This is a genomic window from Priestia endophytica DSM 13796 (assembly GCF_900115845.1).
In the GTDB taxonomy this organism is placed as follows: Bacteria; Bacillota; Bacilli; order Bacillales; family Bacillaceae_H; genus Bacillus_I; species Bacillus_I endophytica.
Map to the genome: position 1 here is coordinate 1 of NZ_FOXX01000018.1, position 16,020 is coordinate 16,020.

Consider the following 16,020-nt stretch of genomic DNA (forward strand, 5'->3'; position numbering starts at 1 on the left):
ATCGATTTTCAGCTTCTAATTTAGCGAATGCATCTTGAGAATGCGGTCCTTTCCCATAAGTATATTGTTTTCCAACAGGCTGTTCTAGTCGCTTCATCTCTCCATTCTTATACCATCTCATCCAGGTTTTCAGTTGGGTACGATTCCGAATCTGTAAGGTTTCCATGACTTCTTTTACAGGCACGCCTGCTAACCTCATTTCAATCGCCTTCATTTTCACTTCTACTGGATAACTTACTCTTGTTCCCATAGAAAAAACACCTCCACGTTATAGTTCGGTCATTTGTATCCGATCTTTAACGAAAAGGTGTTTTTTATTTGTCTCACTTCATGGGGTCAGTCCACAATATTAACAAAGGGTTTTTACATATGGGGGATACGGTAATACCATGGTCAGTTTTATATATTTATATATACATATTATTCATTATTAAAATGCCTCATACTTGATGGAAATTTGAATTACTAAATTTTCTCCTTTGTATCTTGATATCTAATTATGAGATGCCAAACATCTATTTTACGTATTTTATTATATATCAAAATAGCGATATGCTAAAATAGCATCATTTTTTTAAGGGGATGAGAACTTGATTAAAATTTTAATGGGTGGAATATTATCGTTAGTTATTGCAATGGGGATTGCAAGATTTTCCTATACGCCTATTCTTCCACTTATGCAAAATGACATGTCATTTTCAAATGGAGTGGCAGGTTATCTTGCTACAAGTAACTATGCAGGATACTTAGTGGCAGCTGTTTTAGCAGGAATCCTCCCTTTAAGGCAATGGAGAAAAGCCTTTTTAAGATTAAGTCTAATCCTCAGTGTAATTACGACTGCAGGTATGGGATTCTTTCACTTGTATACAGTTTGGTACGTATTTCGCTTTGTATCTGGATTTTCCAGTGCGTTTGTACTTGTGCTAGCTTCAAGTATTGTATTAGACAAACTTGCTGAAAAGAGCAAAACAAATTGGTCTGGAATCTTTTACGGAGGAGTTGGAATCGGAATTTTCCTTACAGGATTAATCATCCCTATTTTAAATCGTTATTTTAAATGGGAAGGCGCATGGATTGGACTGTCTGTTACTAGTCTCATATTCACTTTTCTAGTATGGATTTGGTTGAAAGATACAACTTCTAATCCTACTCAGAATACGGAGAAGGAGTCACCTACTCATGGTCCTCCAATGAAATGGTTGCCTTGGCTGATTATAGCCTATGGGTTAGAAGGATTGGGGTATATTGTAACAGGTACCTTCATTGTATCTATTGCGGAGGAAACACCAAATTTCAATGGAGATGCAACCTTTATTTGGATGATAGTCGGGTTAGCTGCCATTCCGTCTTGTATTATATGGTCCTCGCTTGCGAAGAAATGGGGATTTGTTAAATCCTTAATTGTTGCCATGATATTGCAATCGTTCGGTATTGTTATTCCAGTATTATTAATAACTAAAACAGGATTAGTTGTCAGTGCCATATTGTTTGGAGCGACATTTATGGGAATCACAACGCTCGCTACAACATTAGCAAGTCGAATTAATCCACAGAATAGTAGTCGTATTATTGGTTATCTTACAGCTATTTATGCTGCTGGCCAAATGATAGGACCAATGATTGCCGGAAGTCTTGCTTCTGCTAGCCATAATTATAATTCGGCTTTAATCGGGGCTGCAATTGTCGTATTAATTGGGGCACTCTTTCTATTAACTGGAATTCAATTTGATAATAAACCAGTTAAGATTGTTATTGTAGAAAGTTCAAATGAGAATATGCAAAATAAGAAAAATTAATTTTTATGTGGCCAGTAAATATGAATAGGGCATGCTCAAGGAGGAAGTAGTAGAAAAATGAAAGAACAATTTAAAGCTTTAGTTGTAGATAAAGTGGATGATGAATTTTCGGTCAAGGTAAAAAAACTTTCTTTAGAGTCATTACCTCAAAGTGATGTGTTAATTAAAGTATATTACTCTGGCATTAATTATAAAGATGGTTTGGCAAGTATTCCAGATGGGAAAATCGTAAAAAATTATCCGTTCATACCAGGGATTGATTTAGTGGGTAAAGTGGTGTCTTCTAAAGATCCTCGCTTTCAAGAGGGGGAGGAAGTCATTGCTACAAGCTATGAAATTGGGGTTTCTCGTTTTGGAGGGTACAGTGAATATGCAAGTATTCCAGGAGATTGGATTGTTCCTTTACCCAAAAACTTAACCCCTAAAGAAGCAATTGTATTAGGAACGGCTGGATTTACAGCTGCATTATCCATACAAAGACTAGAGGAAAATAGAGTATCTCCTGAAAAAGGAGCCGTACTTGTGACGGGAGCTACAGGAGGAGTAGGAAGTCTCGCTGTTTCTATGTTAGCTAAACGCTCCTATCATGTTGTAGCTAGCACGGGAAAAGGTGAAGAACATGAGTATTTGTATAAAGTTGGTGCCAATGAGATTATTTCAAGAGATGACGTATATAACGGAGAAATAAAAGCATTAAGTAAACAAAAATGGCAAGGAGCCATTGACCCAGTTGGTGGGAACACACTTGCTTCTATTTTAATCCACATTCAATACGGAGGCTCTGTAGCCGTCAGTGGATTAACAGGTGGTAATAAGGTACCAACCAGTGTATTTCCATTTATCCTACGTGGAGTTAACCTGCTTGGTATCGATTCCGTTTACTGCCCGATGGCAATGAGACAGAAAGTTTGGGAACGATTAGCAACATATTTAAAACCAGATAACCTTTTAGATTTTATACAGAATGAAATCTCAATTGACGAACTGCCAAAATATTTACCTACTATTTTAAAGGGAAAGATTCGAGGAAGAGTTATTGTAAGGCTTTAAAGAATGATTTTTTCAAGACCAAACAAACTATTAATTATAGATTGTTTGGTCTTTTTATAATTCTAATCTTTAATTATTACTGCTTAATGGAATGAATAATCATTATTCTGGAAAAATTAATTTCGGGAATTATGAGTACCATTTTTTATACGGTTATATTCTCTTGGCAAAGTTTATCTAGAAGTTCTTTTACGGAAGTTTCTTTATTTAGAGACCGAATACCCTGTCCAGCCCATAATGACATTTGTTCAGGATCATTCTGAAGAGCAGCTTGCTGTCGCATTGGCTTCGTTAATGTATTTTGATACGGATAAGGTAAAGATCTCACTTCATCAAGTTTCTTATCTTCCATCCATTTATTCACAATCCCTCTTGCTTCTTTTCCTGAAAAAAGTTTAGTCAATCTTGTTGTTGTTTCATTTTCTGAAATAATTTTTTGTTTATATGCTGGGTGAGCATAACTTTCATGACAAATTAAGAAAGCTGTTCCTACTTGAACACCTTGAGCACCCAATGTCAATGCTGCTTTTACACCTCTATAGTCCATAATCCCACCAGCTGCAATAACTGGAATATTGATTACATCTGTTGTCTGAGGGATCAAGGCCATTAAACCTATACTAGATTCGCCTTTCGATTTTAAGAATGAACCACGATGCCCACCAGCTTCACTACCTTGAAGTACAACGGCATCCATGCCACGTTCCTCCATCAAGATAGCTTCTTCTACCGATGAAGCCGTCCCAATTAAGCCACATCCAGCTTTTTTTAGCTCTTTAACAGCATCTTCAGGTGGGAGGTCAAAAGTAAATGAACAATATTTGACTCCGCACTGTAAAATTAATTCAATTTTCGCATAAAAATCATCCCACTCCTCTTTAATCACGGTAAATGGGCTTGCTTTATCGCATAGGGGAAGATTCTGTTTCCAATGCTGAACATCCTCATCATTAGGAGTTCCATTATCAGCTGGCACAAACAAATTGACTTGAAAAGATCCCTCTGTTAGTTCAAACATTTCTTTAATCTGGTCCTCTAATACTTGTGGTGTAAGATATCCTGAAGCTAAACTTCCTAATGCACCATACTCAGAAACGGCTGCTGCGAGACGTGGTTTAATAATTCCCCCAGCCATTGGAGCCTGAATAATAGGCTTTGTCAACGAAAACATTTTCATAAAATCATTCATACATAATCCCCTCTCCTTAAGATATAAATTGTACTCCCAGACATCCATTCCCTATTCGAAAATTGCCAAATATGAACAACTTTCAGGATGCAAGAGATAGTTTAGCACGTTTTTTGAATAATGGAAATTTTCTCATAAAAAATATTTGACCTTTTCTCGAAAATATGATTGGAGTTTATGAGCTTTTTATTTTACTTTTTTGACTAACCTAACGTAAATATATAAAAGATATTTACGTTAGGTGTACCAAGGCAATATCGTTGATATAAAAGCATTTTGAACAAAAAAGAGAAGCATTCTAAAGTTCCTTAGAATGCTTCTCTTTGGTTTGGAAAACAAACTTTAATGATTTTCTAAAAAAATTTTTTTTATGTCAACCTAATTTTGATCTCATTTTCTCCATGAACGCTGATAAAGCAGGAGTGACCAATGTGTCTTTTCGTCGAATAAACAATGTTTTAACTAGAGACTGTTTGCCTGGAAGATAATGAACGCGAACGCGTCCTTGCTGTTCATATAGATTAACAATAGAACGTGGGAGTAATGAAACCCCTAATCCAGCACTAACACAACCAATTATCGCTTCCATAACCCCAAATTCCATTAATTTTGTCGGGAATATCCCTTCTTCTTGGAGAATAGAGTTAAATTTTGCTCGATAGGAACACCCTTTTCGAAATACAAGCATTGTATACGTATCAATATCTTGAATAGAAGCGATGGGGGGGTGTGAGGTAGCTGTTATAAGTACCAGTTCTTCTTCTATAATTTCATCCTGAATTAGTTCAGGATGATCAATCGGTCCTGAAACGAAGGCCCCGTCTAATTCATAGTGTAGAATGGCATGTATATGTTGTTCGGTAGGACCTGTTACTAACGATAAATCTACATTTGGATAATCAGCATGATAATCTGGCAAAATTTTAGGTAACCAAATAGCTGCTGTGGTTTCCATAGAACCAATACGAAGAGGACCGGAGGGAACAGCAGATTCACTCAATACAGCCCTAGCCTCTTGAATTGTATTTAAAATCTTTTCTGTATAAGAGACAAAAACCTGACCAGAAGGTGTAATTGTGATCCCTCGGTTATGACGGTAAAATAGCTGAGTTTTTAAATCTTTTTCTAATTGCTGTATTTTATTTGTCACATTGGATTGAGCATAATTTAGCTTTTTAGCTGCTTTAGAAATACTTCCTTCTTGAGCAGTCGTTAAAAAAACGCGAAGTAATTGAATGTCCATGTTGCCTCCTAAGTTGATTTGATATCTTTTTTAGAGATATCCACCATCTGAATATTGAATTATACATGATAGGTAAACCTATTATAAACTATAGTTGCCAATCAAAAAACTCCTCAGATAAAAGTAACAATAGAAAAGTCTAATTGAGGATAAATTCTTGTTGATTATGACTAAACGAAAGAAGAGTTGACCACTTTAATATTGATAGAAATTAAGACAGGAGAATGCAATATGACAACATATCATGTTTTAGAAGTGAAAGGTATAAATATATTTTATCGTAAGGCAGGGAATCCAGATAAACCCGTTATCTTGTTACTACATGGTTTTCCATCTGCAAGTCATATGTTCCGCAATCTTATCCCGGTTCTAGAAAAAGATTATCATGTAATTGCCCCAGATTATCCTGGCTTTGGGAACTCAACTTCGCCTGATCGAGAGGAATTCGACTATACATTTGATCATATCACAGAAATTATTGAAGCTTTTGTTAATAAATTGGGGCTCGAGAAGTACGCTCTATATGTTTTCGATTATGGAGCACCCATTGGCTTTCGTTTAGCAATGCACAACCCAGAGCGTGTGACAGCAATCATTAGTCAAAACGGCAACATTTACAGAGAAGGTCTAGGATCAAAATGGGCAGATCGAGAAGAATATTGGAAAAATCCAACTCCCGAAAAGAGGCAAAGTTATCGTACAGCTTTTGCACCAGAAACTATTAAACATCAGTACATTGATGGAACGCAAGAAAATAAAGTTTCACCAGACGGTTATACTCTTGACATTACTTATATGGCACGACCAAAAAATGATGAAAAACAGTTAGATTTAATATTTGATTATCAAACTAATGTGAAGATGTATCCGCAATTTCAACAATATATCCGTAAGCATCAGCCACCTTTATTAGCAGTTTGGGGTAAAAATGACGTTTCCTTTATTCCAGAAGGAGCTAAAGCTTTCAAAAAGGATTTACCTAATGCTGAAATTCACTTATTAGACACTGGACACTTTGCGTTAGAAACACATGCGGAAGAAATCGGAAATTTGATTTTAGATTTCTTAAAACGTAATCATATTTAGAGTGAAATAGAATAAAACGAGTAATTGTCATAAACAGTAACTTGTGATTTATAAAATTGGAGAGTTCAAGAGAATTTTTCATGTTTATAAGATATTACCTTACTTTAGATATTGGAATTTATTTTCCTTGTGGTCTTTATAAAAGATACACTATTATGAGAAACACGTTTATAACATAGGTTTTCTTTTAAACATAGAACAGTTCCTGTTAACTCCCTTGATTTTTTTACTATTAATGATGTTGTTACTACCACCAGCAAGAGCTTTCCCTTACAACAGTAACATATGAAATGATTTGTTTTATATATGTAACATTGGGGAGGAATTATGATGTCTTCTAAAAAAAAATATAATTCTACTTATGATGTAGTTGTGGTTGGCGCCGGAAATGCTGCTCTATGTGCAGCACTATCAGCTCAAGAGGAAGGATGTAAAGTTCTTGTGCTTGAGAAAGGAACTATAAATAAAAGAGGTGGAAATTCATTTTTTTCGGATGGTTCAATTCGTTTTGCATACAGCAACTTAAATGATATTCGAGAAGTGGTTACAAGTATAACGGATGAAGAAGCAAACCTAATTAAAATGCCACCTTATCACGAAATAGATTACATACGCGATTTAATGAGAGTTACCCCTGGAAAGAGTGACCCCTCATTAGCGAAGCAATTAGTGGCACAGTCATATGAGACGATTAAATGGATAAAAGATCAAGGAGTCCAATTTACACTTAATTATGAAAATCAATCATTTAAACAAGATGGAAACTATTTATTTTGGGGAGGATCTCCTGTAAGAGTTGAGGGTAAAGGTGTTGGCCTTATGGAGAAATTATTTTCCCGCATAGAAGAAGTAGGGATAGAAATTTGGTACAATACTCGTGCTTTGGAACTAGTGAATGAAAACGAAAAAATAGCTGGCATCATAGTAAAACAAGAAGGAAAGAAAATAAGAATAAATACTTCCAGTGTAATTTTAGCTTGTGGAAGTTTTGAAGCCAATGAGAAAATGCGTCAGCAATACATGGGAGCAGAATGGGGAAAGGCTATTGTTAGAGGAACGGAACATAACACAGGGGATGGTATTTCTATGGCTATTGCTATTGGAGCTCAAAGATATGGCCAATGGAAAGACTGTCATTCTATCGGTACAGATTATAACGCTCCAAAAGTGGGGGATTTCACTAAACCTGGAGATATTTTTAAAAAGCATTCCTATCCGTATGGCATTATGTTGAATAAAGAAGGAAAACGATTTATAGATGAAGGAGCAGATTTCCGTAATTATACCTACGCCAAATATGGACGGGAGATTCTGAAACAACCTGACCACATAGCTTATCAGGTTTATGATGCACAAGTGAGGTCTTTACTCCGTAAAGAATATAATATCAATGAGGCAACTTGTTATCAAGCTAATACTCTTGAAGAATTAATAAATCTTCTTCCGGTAAATAAAGAACAGTTCTTACTAACCGTCCAAGATTATAATGCTTCTGTACTCGATGGAGAATATAACCCTACAGTGAAAGATGGAAAAGGAACCAAAGATATCATTCCTCCTAAGACAAACTGGGCGTTACCTATAGAAAAAGGACCATTCTATGCTTTTCCGGTCACTTGTGGCATTACTTTTACGTTTGGAGGATTAAAAGTTAATGCTCATGCCGAAGTATTAAATGAGAATGATAAACCTCTGAATGGATTATTTGCAGCAGGAGAAATAATGGGCGGTATTTTCTATGAAAATTACCCTGGTGGAACAGGATTAATGGCAGGTTCAATTTTTGGGAAAATAGCTGGTAAATCTGTAGCTCAATATATTCAAGATTACAGAAATCACAGTGTAATAAGGAGTTGAATGATAAGAAAATATTTTCCTTAAAAGTAGTTAGGGGAAGATAAATTGTTCTTAGAAAGCCTTGTAAGTATAAGGATTTTTGAGACTGATTTAAATAAACTGCTTTATAACTTTATATTAAATGAAACGTACATCAATCTTTGAGGAATATATAAAGAACGCCTACAAAGATTCTAAATAAAAATGAAGCACTAGTGATGAGTAAGCCACTAGTGCTTCATTTTTTTATGTTCAGGATAAAGAAGGAGAGCCCTATCACGCCATTGATCTAACTTTCTGTAAAGAAACTTTTTTCTCTCAATGTTTTGTTTTCCTGTGACAGGCTTCTCTATAATGGCATCTAGATAAAGTTCTCTCTCATTACGGAAATATATAAATTCTTCTTGAGTCATAACCTATCATCCTCAACTTTCCTTAGAATTTAGGTCTATATGTTACCATAAAATTCGAAAATTAGGTTGTCTTATAAATGACATTTATAGATGTTTTAGAGAAGACTAAAAGAGGATTTTAAATATGTAAAATGAATTTTGCCTTGATATTATTCCATCGGAAACATAATTTACAATAAAGTGGAAAATGATAGTAGTAATCTTATAAGGAGGTTAGATGATGAGAGATCATGATAATCAAACGAACGAGGGGTTAAATCAAATATTTGAAATCATTAATGCAAAAGGAGATACAGGGGAATTAGATAAAATAGTGAAGAAGTCCAATAACGATCCCAATCAAGACAAGGGTGATACTAAAACATAAAACAATAAAAATAGGCTTTTTACTCTTCTATAAATTAACTCCCCCCTACGTAAAAGTATAACTAAAGAGAAAATAAAAAGCTTAAAACCTTTGTCTTACAATGGTTTTAAGCTTTTTTACTTCTGATAATCGGTGTTATGTTAACTATAAGGAGACGTATTATACAAAAGTAGCTGGAATTATATCATGGGTGGAATTGGAATAATTCCATCCATGCCATAATTAAATTGAAAAAGGAAGGGGAATTAATCCCCCTCCTCTATTCCAACAATGCCACTATATTTGATATATCTTTTGGTAGTAAGAATTTATTTAATGCTTCATTTATAGTCTTTATCATGGATTCTAATAAATCATTTCCCATTGCTGATAATACTATATATGCACTTCTTTTATCCTCTGGATAAGTTACTCGTGAGACGAGTTCGCCATCTTCATAATTTTCCAATCTCGAAACCATTCTCGACACTGCACTTAAACTTAAATCCATCCTAGAATGAAGTTCTTGCAAACGAAGTTTTTTTTCATCAGCGTCCGAGAGAAAATAGAGCAAAGAAAATTCTTTTATATCCAACTCATAATGTTTTTTCAAAATATGATCAATTGCGTTTGAAATTCGGTTGTGGTACTTAGAAAAATTGAACCATGTTTCAATTAATTCCTCGTTTTTCATAGTGCGCTCCTAACGATAATTATCTTACTATTAGAATACAACAATGAATTTAAGGCTGCAAATATAAAATAGGTTTACTCAACTTAAAAAAGGATAATATATAATTATAAATTTGCTTGCGCAAGCAATTTATAATGAGGTGTAAAAATGGAAATAAAAACTACAATAAGTTGTTTAAACCTTTTACTCTTCTAAATGGAACGTCAGTCAATAATAGAATTGGAATGGTTCTTATGACAATACAATCGTCCTTAAAAAATAGAATGGTAACTTTAAAGGAACATAATGGGGCATCTAGGGAATGACATGCCTCTTATTAGCGTAGGGAAAATTAAAACTCCTAATGAAACTATTAAAACATGGAATACTGGCGTTTCATTAATATAGACAAAAAAGAGGTGGGATATTGAGTACAGCAATCTTGTTAGTTCGTATTCTATTAGGATTAACTTTCATTGGACATGGATTACAAAAAAACACAGGTTGGTTTGGAGGCAATGGATGGAATAAGACTGTAGAGAGTTTTGCCAATATGAAATTAAAACCACCAAAGCTAATGGCTTTTTTTGCAGCATCTTCTGAAATTGTAGGGGGATTGTTGCTAACCGTTGGTCTTTTTACACCTCTTGCTTCTCTTTTTATTATAGTTACCATGGTAGCAGCTGTAATTACGGTAACAGGAAGAAATGGATATTGGATTAACAATAATGGTGCCGAATATAACATCCTTATAATTACCGTATCAATCGCCATCATTATTATTGGACCAGGAATATATTCTTTAGATCATTTATTGTTTTAAATTTTTAAGTATTAGAAAGGTAGAGTGATTATTATGAGTAACATCATTAGAGGCATTGATCATATTGGCGTAACCGTTCCAGACATGGAAGAAGCAACTGAATTCTTTAGAAAAGCATTCGACGCTAAAGTAGTTTATGACTCAAAGAGGCCCGAAGAGGGAGCAATGGGCGGGGAAGAAATTGAAAAGATTCTCGGTTTAAAAAAGGGATCAGAAGTAGTTCACATGAGATTAGTATCTATAGGAGAAAGTATTAGTATTGAACTATTCAAATACCAAGGTATAAATCAAAGAAGACCGGCTAATCCAGATGATTTGGGTGTTCAACATTTTGCTGTATATGTGGATAATATGGAGGAAGCTGTAAAAAAATTTGACCAAGCTGGTGGCTATTTATTTACTAAACCTACAAAAATCCTAAATGAAATAGAAGGAAATGATGAGACGAATCAATTTGTCTATGCATCAACTCCATGGGGATTGGTAATAGAGCTAATAACTTATCCACACGGAATAGACTATCCGAATAATAGTAAAGCTAAAAGGTTTACTCCTCCAAAGAGAAAAAACTGTAATATAGAACAAACCCGATAAAAAAACAACCCATCCTATTAGAATGGGTTGTTTTTTTATGTTCACCCAGAGAAAAATAGATACATTAAAATAAAACTAGCGTATACCTCTGCTATATTGTACTGGCGGCGTAACTTTCTTTGAAATAGCTTTTATAGCATGTAATCCCCAGTAAGGATCATTTAACATACCCCTAGCAATTGCAACTAAATCTGCATCTCCATTTGCTAATGTTGCTTCTGCAACTTGTGGGTCACTCAATTTACCCACTGCTATAACTGGTGTTTGCAAAGCTTCCTTAAATGCACGGGCAAAAGGAACTTGATATGCAGGATGATTTGCTGGCTTTCTCTTTCCTGGAAGACCTTCTCCTCCACTTGATACATGAAACACGTCTACTCCTGCATTTTTGAACCGTTTAGCCATTTTTATAGCATGTTCAATATCATAACCGCCATCAATATATTCGATAGCTGATATTCTCATGATAAGTGGCATATCTGCTGGCATTACACTTTTGACTGCCTTTATAACTTCTTCCCCAAAGAGTGCTACATCTTCTCCATACTCATCTGTACGATTATTGATGCTTGGTGACATAAATTGATGCAACAAATAACCATGAGCACCATGCAATTCGATTGTATCGAAACCTGCTTTTATTGCTCTCTCAGCAGATTGTTTAAATTGCTGAACAGTTTCTTTCACTTCTTGGTTTGTTAAAGCTCTTGGAGGTTTAAGTTCACCATTCTTTGTTTCCTCTGGTAATACTTCTACAGGTATATCAGAAGCCCCTACAGGTTGATCGGCATCTTCTGCTTTTCTTCCTGCATGAGCTATTTGAATTCCAACCTTGGTGTCATACTTTTTTATTTCATTAACAAGTCGTTGGTAATGTGGTACATGGTCATCTGACCAAAGACCAAGATCACCATTCGTAATACGCCCCTCAGGGGTAACACTAGTCATTTCCATAATAATTAGACCTGTTCCTCCGATTGCTCTTGAGACATAGTGAACAAAGTGCCAATCGTTAGGAATACCGTCTTCTTTCTCGACCGAGTATTGGCACATTGGAGCCATGACGATTCTATTCATTAGTTCAAGATTTTTAATTTTGTAGGGTGTAGAAATTGTTGCCAATGATATTCACTCCTTATACATTATTTATTTACTTGCACGTATATCCTTATGCACGGATTTATTTGCTTGCGCACACAAATAAATTTATAATATTTATCTCTACAAGTCAACTTTTGTATCTCAGTGGGGAAATGCTTATAAAATTGGATGGTATTATTTAAGTGAAAACGAGGCTAAAGATTACTAAACTGAGGCACAGCTCAATCTAATTCAAAATGCAGGTCCATTTGTTATGGAAGACGATCCTAAAACAATAATATGCCGGATTAATGAAGGATAGTAAAGCACATACTTAATTTACTTTATCTATATCGCAAACAAAATGATATAAATTGCTTGACCTTTCAATAGATGATGACGTCTGTAAAAGTCAACTTTTACGGACTGATTATGTTGGTTAGATGAAAGAAGCTACTGTTAAGAAGACAACGTTTTATAAAATGGGTGAAGGAATATGAAAGTACTGTAAATAAGGATAATATATAATAGGAAGAAACTACATCTATCAGAGAGGAGATTATTAATGGATACAACTATTAATGAATTAAGAGAAAATATAAAATTTCAATTCAGCATATCAAAACAGCTCCTTGAATATCACCTTACTTCCCTCGGTTCAGAAGAGTATTTATGGCGCCCCTATAAAAATGGACTCCATATTCATAATCAAAATGGGATCTGGTACGCTGACTGGCCGGAATCTGAAGATTATGATATAGGTACAGCAAGTATAGCCTGGACTATGTGGCATATCAGTTATTGGTGGGAAATGGTTTTCGACTATGCTTTTGGAAAAGGTACACTTCAACGACAAGATATAGTCTGTTATGGAGATGTTGAATCTACAAAAGAAAAGCTAGTATCATTAATTACTAAATGGGAAAAAGTTCTGACAGATTTACCAGATAACGATTTTTTATCTACAAAATACTCGAAATGGCCATTAGCTGACGTAGAATTTCATAAAATGGCTTCCTGGTTGAATCTTGAACTTATGAAAAATGCTTCTGAAATTGGATATTGTCGTTTTCATTTTGCTTCAGAACAAAAAAAATAATATCTATTATTTAACCCACAATTAGGCACTCTCTAAAAAAGAGAGTGCTCTTATCCATCATTTCTTCCTCGATTAAACAGCTCCAATAGTTAAATGAAATCCACAATTATCTAAGAAAAGAAAGCATAGCGATTTTATTTTAAATCTACGTTTAGTTCACATAACACGGATTAGGGGAAGTTACTCGATTACTTTTGGCGGATATTGGTCAGATAATTGTCTTGGTAACTCTCTTTCCCACTCATCATCATCGCGCCAATCGTAAGTTTCCCCCTTGTTAACATTTAAAGTTTGATTTCCGATCTTAATCGTATCATTATCTATCCAGACTATATACGGATCTGCATCAGGGTAATTCCAATATATATTTCTTTTTCTGTTTGTTTGAACATTAATTAATTCTCCCCTAGCCGTATCCAAACTTAATGAACCGCCATAATGAAAATAAGTTTTTACACATATTCGCCATTAGGGGATTCTATTTTTCGGATTAATTCCCCTTTGGGGACGCCCTGTAGACTAAAAAATTTATAATATATACAGCCTGTTAAACTACTCATTAGAATAAGGAATATAACCCCTACCTTTAGTAACCTCTTTTTCAAAATAAACCCTCCTATATTATTACATTTTAATATAAAAAGGTTATGCATGGGTTATACAATTCTGGTTTACATAAAACATATTATTATCAGTAGCATGTTAAAAAGCCCTTTTATTAAGGGCTTTTTCATTTCATCAAGTAGCATCTTTTTTATTAAGTAAGTTACATTTCTTTTAAGGATTTTCTATCTGGTGCCTGGGGTGGCTGTTCTAGCCATTGTCGATTCACCATAATATTGAACCCTTTTTCAGCATATGCTAATATTTCTCCGATTAATTTACTATAATAAGTAGCTAAATCCAACCTCATGGATAAAGACAAAGCATGGCCAATAAGTGTAACATCAATAGAATTTAAAAAATGGAAAAGTGCAACAATAAGCTTATCAGAAAAAGGGGAGACGGTTGAATTTGTCACCTCCATACTAACAGGGACAGTACCAAGAAGATCCTCTTTTTTTAGAAGGTCATTAAAAAAATTAATCTGCTTCTCTGATAAATTCATCCCATTTTTTATATAATTTTTAATTTCTTTATCCTTCACTACTTGTAATAAGCCCATACAGAGTAGAACTGCAAAATAGTTACGCTCAATGTTAAAGAATATTTCAGTAAGCTCGACAGCATTTAAAGGTCTTTTTTTCCCTACGGCTGCTACGATATAAGATTGCTTTTTTACATATTCGACCTTCTCAGGATAGGTAATCATAGGAGGTCTATCGTAAATACCTTTAGATAACATTAAATTAGTGGACTCTGCATAGAGCTCCGTAGTTTGATTCAAAGCGTGTGTAAAAAAATCAAGAACATCTGCTCGAGCAACAGTAGAGGTAGCAAATCCTAAGTTAACCATTCCCATACGGTTCATCGAATAGACAAAACTCAGAGCAAAGAGATCATAGAAAAGGGGAGGAGCTGATAAATTAATATCTTTATGTGTAAATCCATCAGGTAAAGGAATATTTTCTTTTGAAAAAATATCCTCAATTTGGTTTATATGGGTTTGAGAGAGATGTAAAGACTTTTGTAAAATAGGCTTTATTTCGTTATCTTGAAGGTGATGAAGAAAATATTTTAACAAACAAATTGACATTGTTTCTTGTATATAAACTCCCCATAAACCACCAATCTCGGGGCTTGATAACCTTATATTTCGTTTAACCATTAATGCCTCCTAATTACATGTATTTATCTTGAGTATTTCATTTATTTTCCCCATTTATTCTTTTTTCACTTCTAAAAGAATAGAGACCTTGTTCAATTCTAGTTCACTTAATGTTGATTATCGACAATTATTATCCCCTTGCAAAACATAAAAGACCGCCTTATATACTTAGAAATGAAGGTGGTCTTTTTGTTGTTAAATGTGTAATTCTAGTTTTTTATTTTCCGTAAAAATTTTCACTGTAGGTTTTATGTCATTTGGTCATCAGGACTCCATGTAGTTAATTGGTTATGCTTTTTTAACAATATATGGTACATTAGATTAAAAAGGAAAATTAATTTTATGATAGGACTTATTATTGCCATTATTCTTTTTAATTTTATTGCCTTTAAAACAAATAAAAGGTTAACAGCAAATCAAATTGTTCATCTTTGGTTGTTTACAATCGCTTTTCAAAGTAATTTTGACGTGTATATAGATTTAAAATATCATGGATACTGGTATTTTACAGACGGTGCAGATTGGACAGGAATTCTTGTTCATACTGTGTTAATCCCGCCTGTTAATATGATGTTCCTTAATTGGTATCCCTTTAAAAGGAATTATATTAGGCAAGTTCGGTATTTTATTTTTTGGTTGATAGCCATTTTGCTTTATGAAATGTTGACATTATTACCTGAGCCTTGGGGTTATTTCTATTATGGTTGGTGGAATTTATGGCACTCAGCTATTCTCAATCCTGTCCTTTTACTTATCTTACTAGGCTATTATAAGGCAGTATGTAAGCTAGAGGACAGGCTTTTAGCAAGAAAGAAATAAAAATAAAAAGCGACCTCGGCGTTGGCAAGCGAAGTCGCTTTTTTAGGGATACTCATTAGTTTCATTCCACCTTATTCTAGCAGGATTATACAATTTTGCACTCTGACATTTTAGTGTAAAGGAATGAATTTAATGATGAATTCAAATAAAAATAAAATCCAAGGTTAATATAGAAGAATTATGAAAGAAAAAGAGACAAAAGAAA

At 34.3% G+C, this 16,020-nt stretch carries 15 protein-coding genes and 2 pseudogenes; 9 read left to right on the forward strand and 8 right to left on the reverse strand.

Annotation, left to right across the window (positions count from 1 at the left end; genetic code table 11):
- Window positions 1–250, reverse strand: a pseudogene (locus tag BM012_RS22225) (helix-turn-helix domain-containing protein); the annotation flags it as partial.
- A 340-nt stretch (window positions 251–590) separates the two neighbouring features.
- Here BM012_RS22225 and BM012_RS22230 point away from each other — a divergent pair.
- Both BM012_RS22230 and BM012_RS22235 read left to right on the forward strand, forming a co-directional pair.
- On the forward strand, window positions 591–1,796 hold the full coding sequence (locus BM012_RS22230; protein WP_082802582.1) for a YbfB/YjiJ family MFS transporter: 1,206 nt from the start codon (window positions 591–593) through the stop codon (window positions 1,794–1,796).
- Window positions 1,797–1,853: 57 nt separating this feature from the next.
- The gene (locus BM012_RS22235; RefSeq protein WP_061804465.1) at window positions 1,854–2,846 is read left to right on the forward strand and encodes an NADPH:quinone oxidoreductase family protein; all 993 of its coding nucleotides are present in this window, start codon (window positions 1,854–1,856) and stop codon (window positions 2,844–2,846) included.
- 145 nt (window positions 2,847–2,991) lie between these two features.
- On the opposite strand, the gene BM012_RS22240 is transcribed toward BM012_RS22235, so the two are convergent.
- Entirely contained in the window at window positions 2,992–4,035 is a 1,044-nt protein-coding gene (locus BM012_RS22240; protein WP_061804464.1) for a nitronate monooxygenase, read from the reverse strand.
- Window positions 4,036–4,408: 373 nt separating this feature from the next.
- A complete protein-coding gene (locus BM012_RS22245; protein WP_061804463.1) occupies window positions 4,409–5,278 on the reverse strand; it encodes a LysR family transcriptional regulator in 870 nt (289 codons plus the stop codon).
- Between the two features lie 231 nt (window positions 5,279–5,509).
- On the opposite strand from BM012_RS22245, the gene BM012_RS22250 reads away from it, so the two are divergent.
- Both BM012_RS22250 and tcuA read left to right on the forward strand, forming a co-directional pair.
- Entirely contained in the window at window positions 5,510–6,364 is an 855-nt protein-coding gene (locus BM012_RS22250) for an alpha/beta fold hydrolase (protein ID WP_061804462.1), read from the forward strand.
- Between the two features lie 330 nt (window positions 6,365–6,694).
- On the forward strand, window positions 6,695–8,221 hold the full coding sequence (gene tcuA, locus BM012_RS22255) for an FAD-dependent tricarballylate dehydrogenase TcuA (protein WP_061804461.1): 1,527 nt from the start codon (window positions 6,695–6,697) through the stop codon (window positions 8,219–8,221).
- Between the two features lie 209 nt (window positions 8,222–8,430).
- Here tcuA and BM012_RS22260 read toward each other — a convergent pair whose 3' ends face one another.
- Window positions 8,431–8,613 carry a hypothetical protein gene (locus BM012_RS22260; RefSeq protein ID WP_061804460.1) on the reverse strand — a complete coding sequence of 61 codons (183 nt, stop codon included), beginning with the start codon at window positions 8,611–8,613 and terminating at the stop codon, window positions 8,431–8,433.
- A gap of 220 nt (window positions 8,614–8,833) precedes the next feature.
- On the opposite strand from BM012_RS22260, the gene BM012_RS26585 reads away from it, so the two are divergent.
- Window positions 8,834–8,980, forward strand: a complete 147-nt coding sequence (locus BM012_RS26585; protein WP_167360158.1) for a hypothetical protein — start codon at window positions 8,834–8,836, stop codon at window positions 8,978–8,980.
- Window positions 8,981–9,239: 259 nt separating this feature from the next.
- Here BM012_RS26585 and BM012_RS22265 read toward each other — a convergent pair whose 3' ends face one another.
- On the reverse strand, window positions 9,240–9,653 hold the full coding sequence (locus BM012_RS22265) for a MarR family winged helix-turn-helix transcriptional regulator (protein WP_061804459.1): 414 nt from the start codon (window positions 9,651–9,653) through the stop codon (window positions 9,240–9,242).
- Window positions 9,654–10,059: 406 nt separating this feature from the next.
- Here BM012_RS22265 and BM012_RS22270 point away from each other — a divergent pair, with 406 nt between their 5' ends.
- Window positions 10,060–10,455: a DoxX family protein gene (locus BM012_RS22270; protein WP_206765158.1), complete on the forward strand. Its 396-nt coding sequence runs from the start codon at window positions 10,060–10,062 to the stop codon at window positions 10,453–10,455.
- 33 nt (window positions 10,456–10,488) lie between these two features.
- Window positions 10,489–11,049, forward strand: coding sequence for a VOC family protein (locus BM012_RS22275; protein WP_061804457.1), 561 nt, complete (start codon window positions 10,489–10,491; stop codon window positions 11,047–11,049).
- A 75-nt stretch (window positions 11,050–11,124) separates the two neighbouring features.
- Here the strand turns inward: BM012_RS22275 and BM012_RS22280 are convergent, their stop codons facing one another.
- The gene (locus BM012_RS22280; RefSeq protein ID WP_061804456.1) at window positions 11,125–12,171 is read right to left on the reverse strand and encodes an NADH:flavin oxidoreductase/NADH oxidase; all 1,047 of its coding nucleotides are present in this window, start codon (window positions 12,169–12,171) and stop codon (window positions 11,125–11,127) included.
- 523 nt (window positions 12,172–12,694) lie between these two features.
- On the opposite strand from BM012_RS22280, the gene BM012_RS22285 reads away from it, so the two are divergent.
- Window positions 12,695–13,228 (forward strand): DinB family protein, encoded by a 534-nt coding sequence (locus BM012_RS22285; RefSeq protein ID WP_061804455.1) that lies wholly within the window; start codon window positions 12,695–12,697, stop codon window positions 13,226–13,228.
- A gap of 180 nt (window positions 13,229–13,408) precedes the next feature.
- On the opposite strand, the pseudogene BM012_RS22290 reads toward BM012_RS22285, so the two are convergent.
- Together BM012_RS22290 and BM012_RS22295 are read right to left on the reverse strand one after the other, a co-directional pair.
- Window positions 13,409–13,788: pseudogene (locus BM012_RS22290) on the reverse strand (DUF5412 family protein).
- A gap of 206 nt (window positions 13,789–13,994) precedes the next feature.
- Window positions 13,995–14,996: a DUF3231 family protein gene (locus BM012_RS22295; protein WP_061804454.1), complete on the reverse strand. Its 1,002-nt coding sequence runs from the start codon at window positions 14,994–14,996 to the stop codon at window positions 13,995–13,997.
- A gap of 342 nt (window positions 14,997–15,338) precedes the next feature.
- On the opposite strand from BM012_RS22295, the gene BM012_RS22300 reads away from it, so the two are divergent.
- Window positions 15,339–15,815: a hypothetical protein gene (locus BM012_RS22300; protein ID WP_061804453.1), complete on the forward strand. Its 477-nt coding sequence runs from the start codon at window positions 15,339–15,341 to the stop codon at window positions 15,813–15,815.
- The last annotated feature ends 205 nt before the right edge of the window (window positions 15,816–16,020 follow it).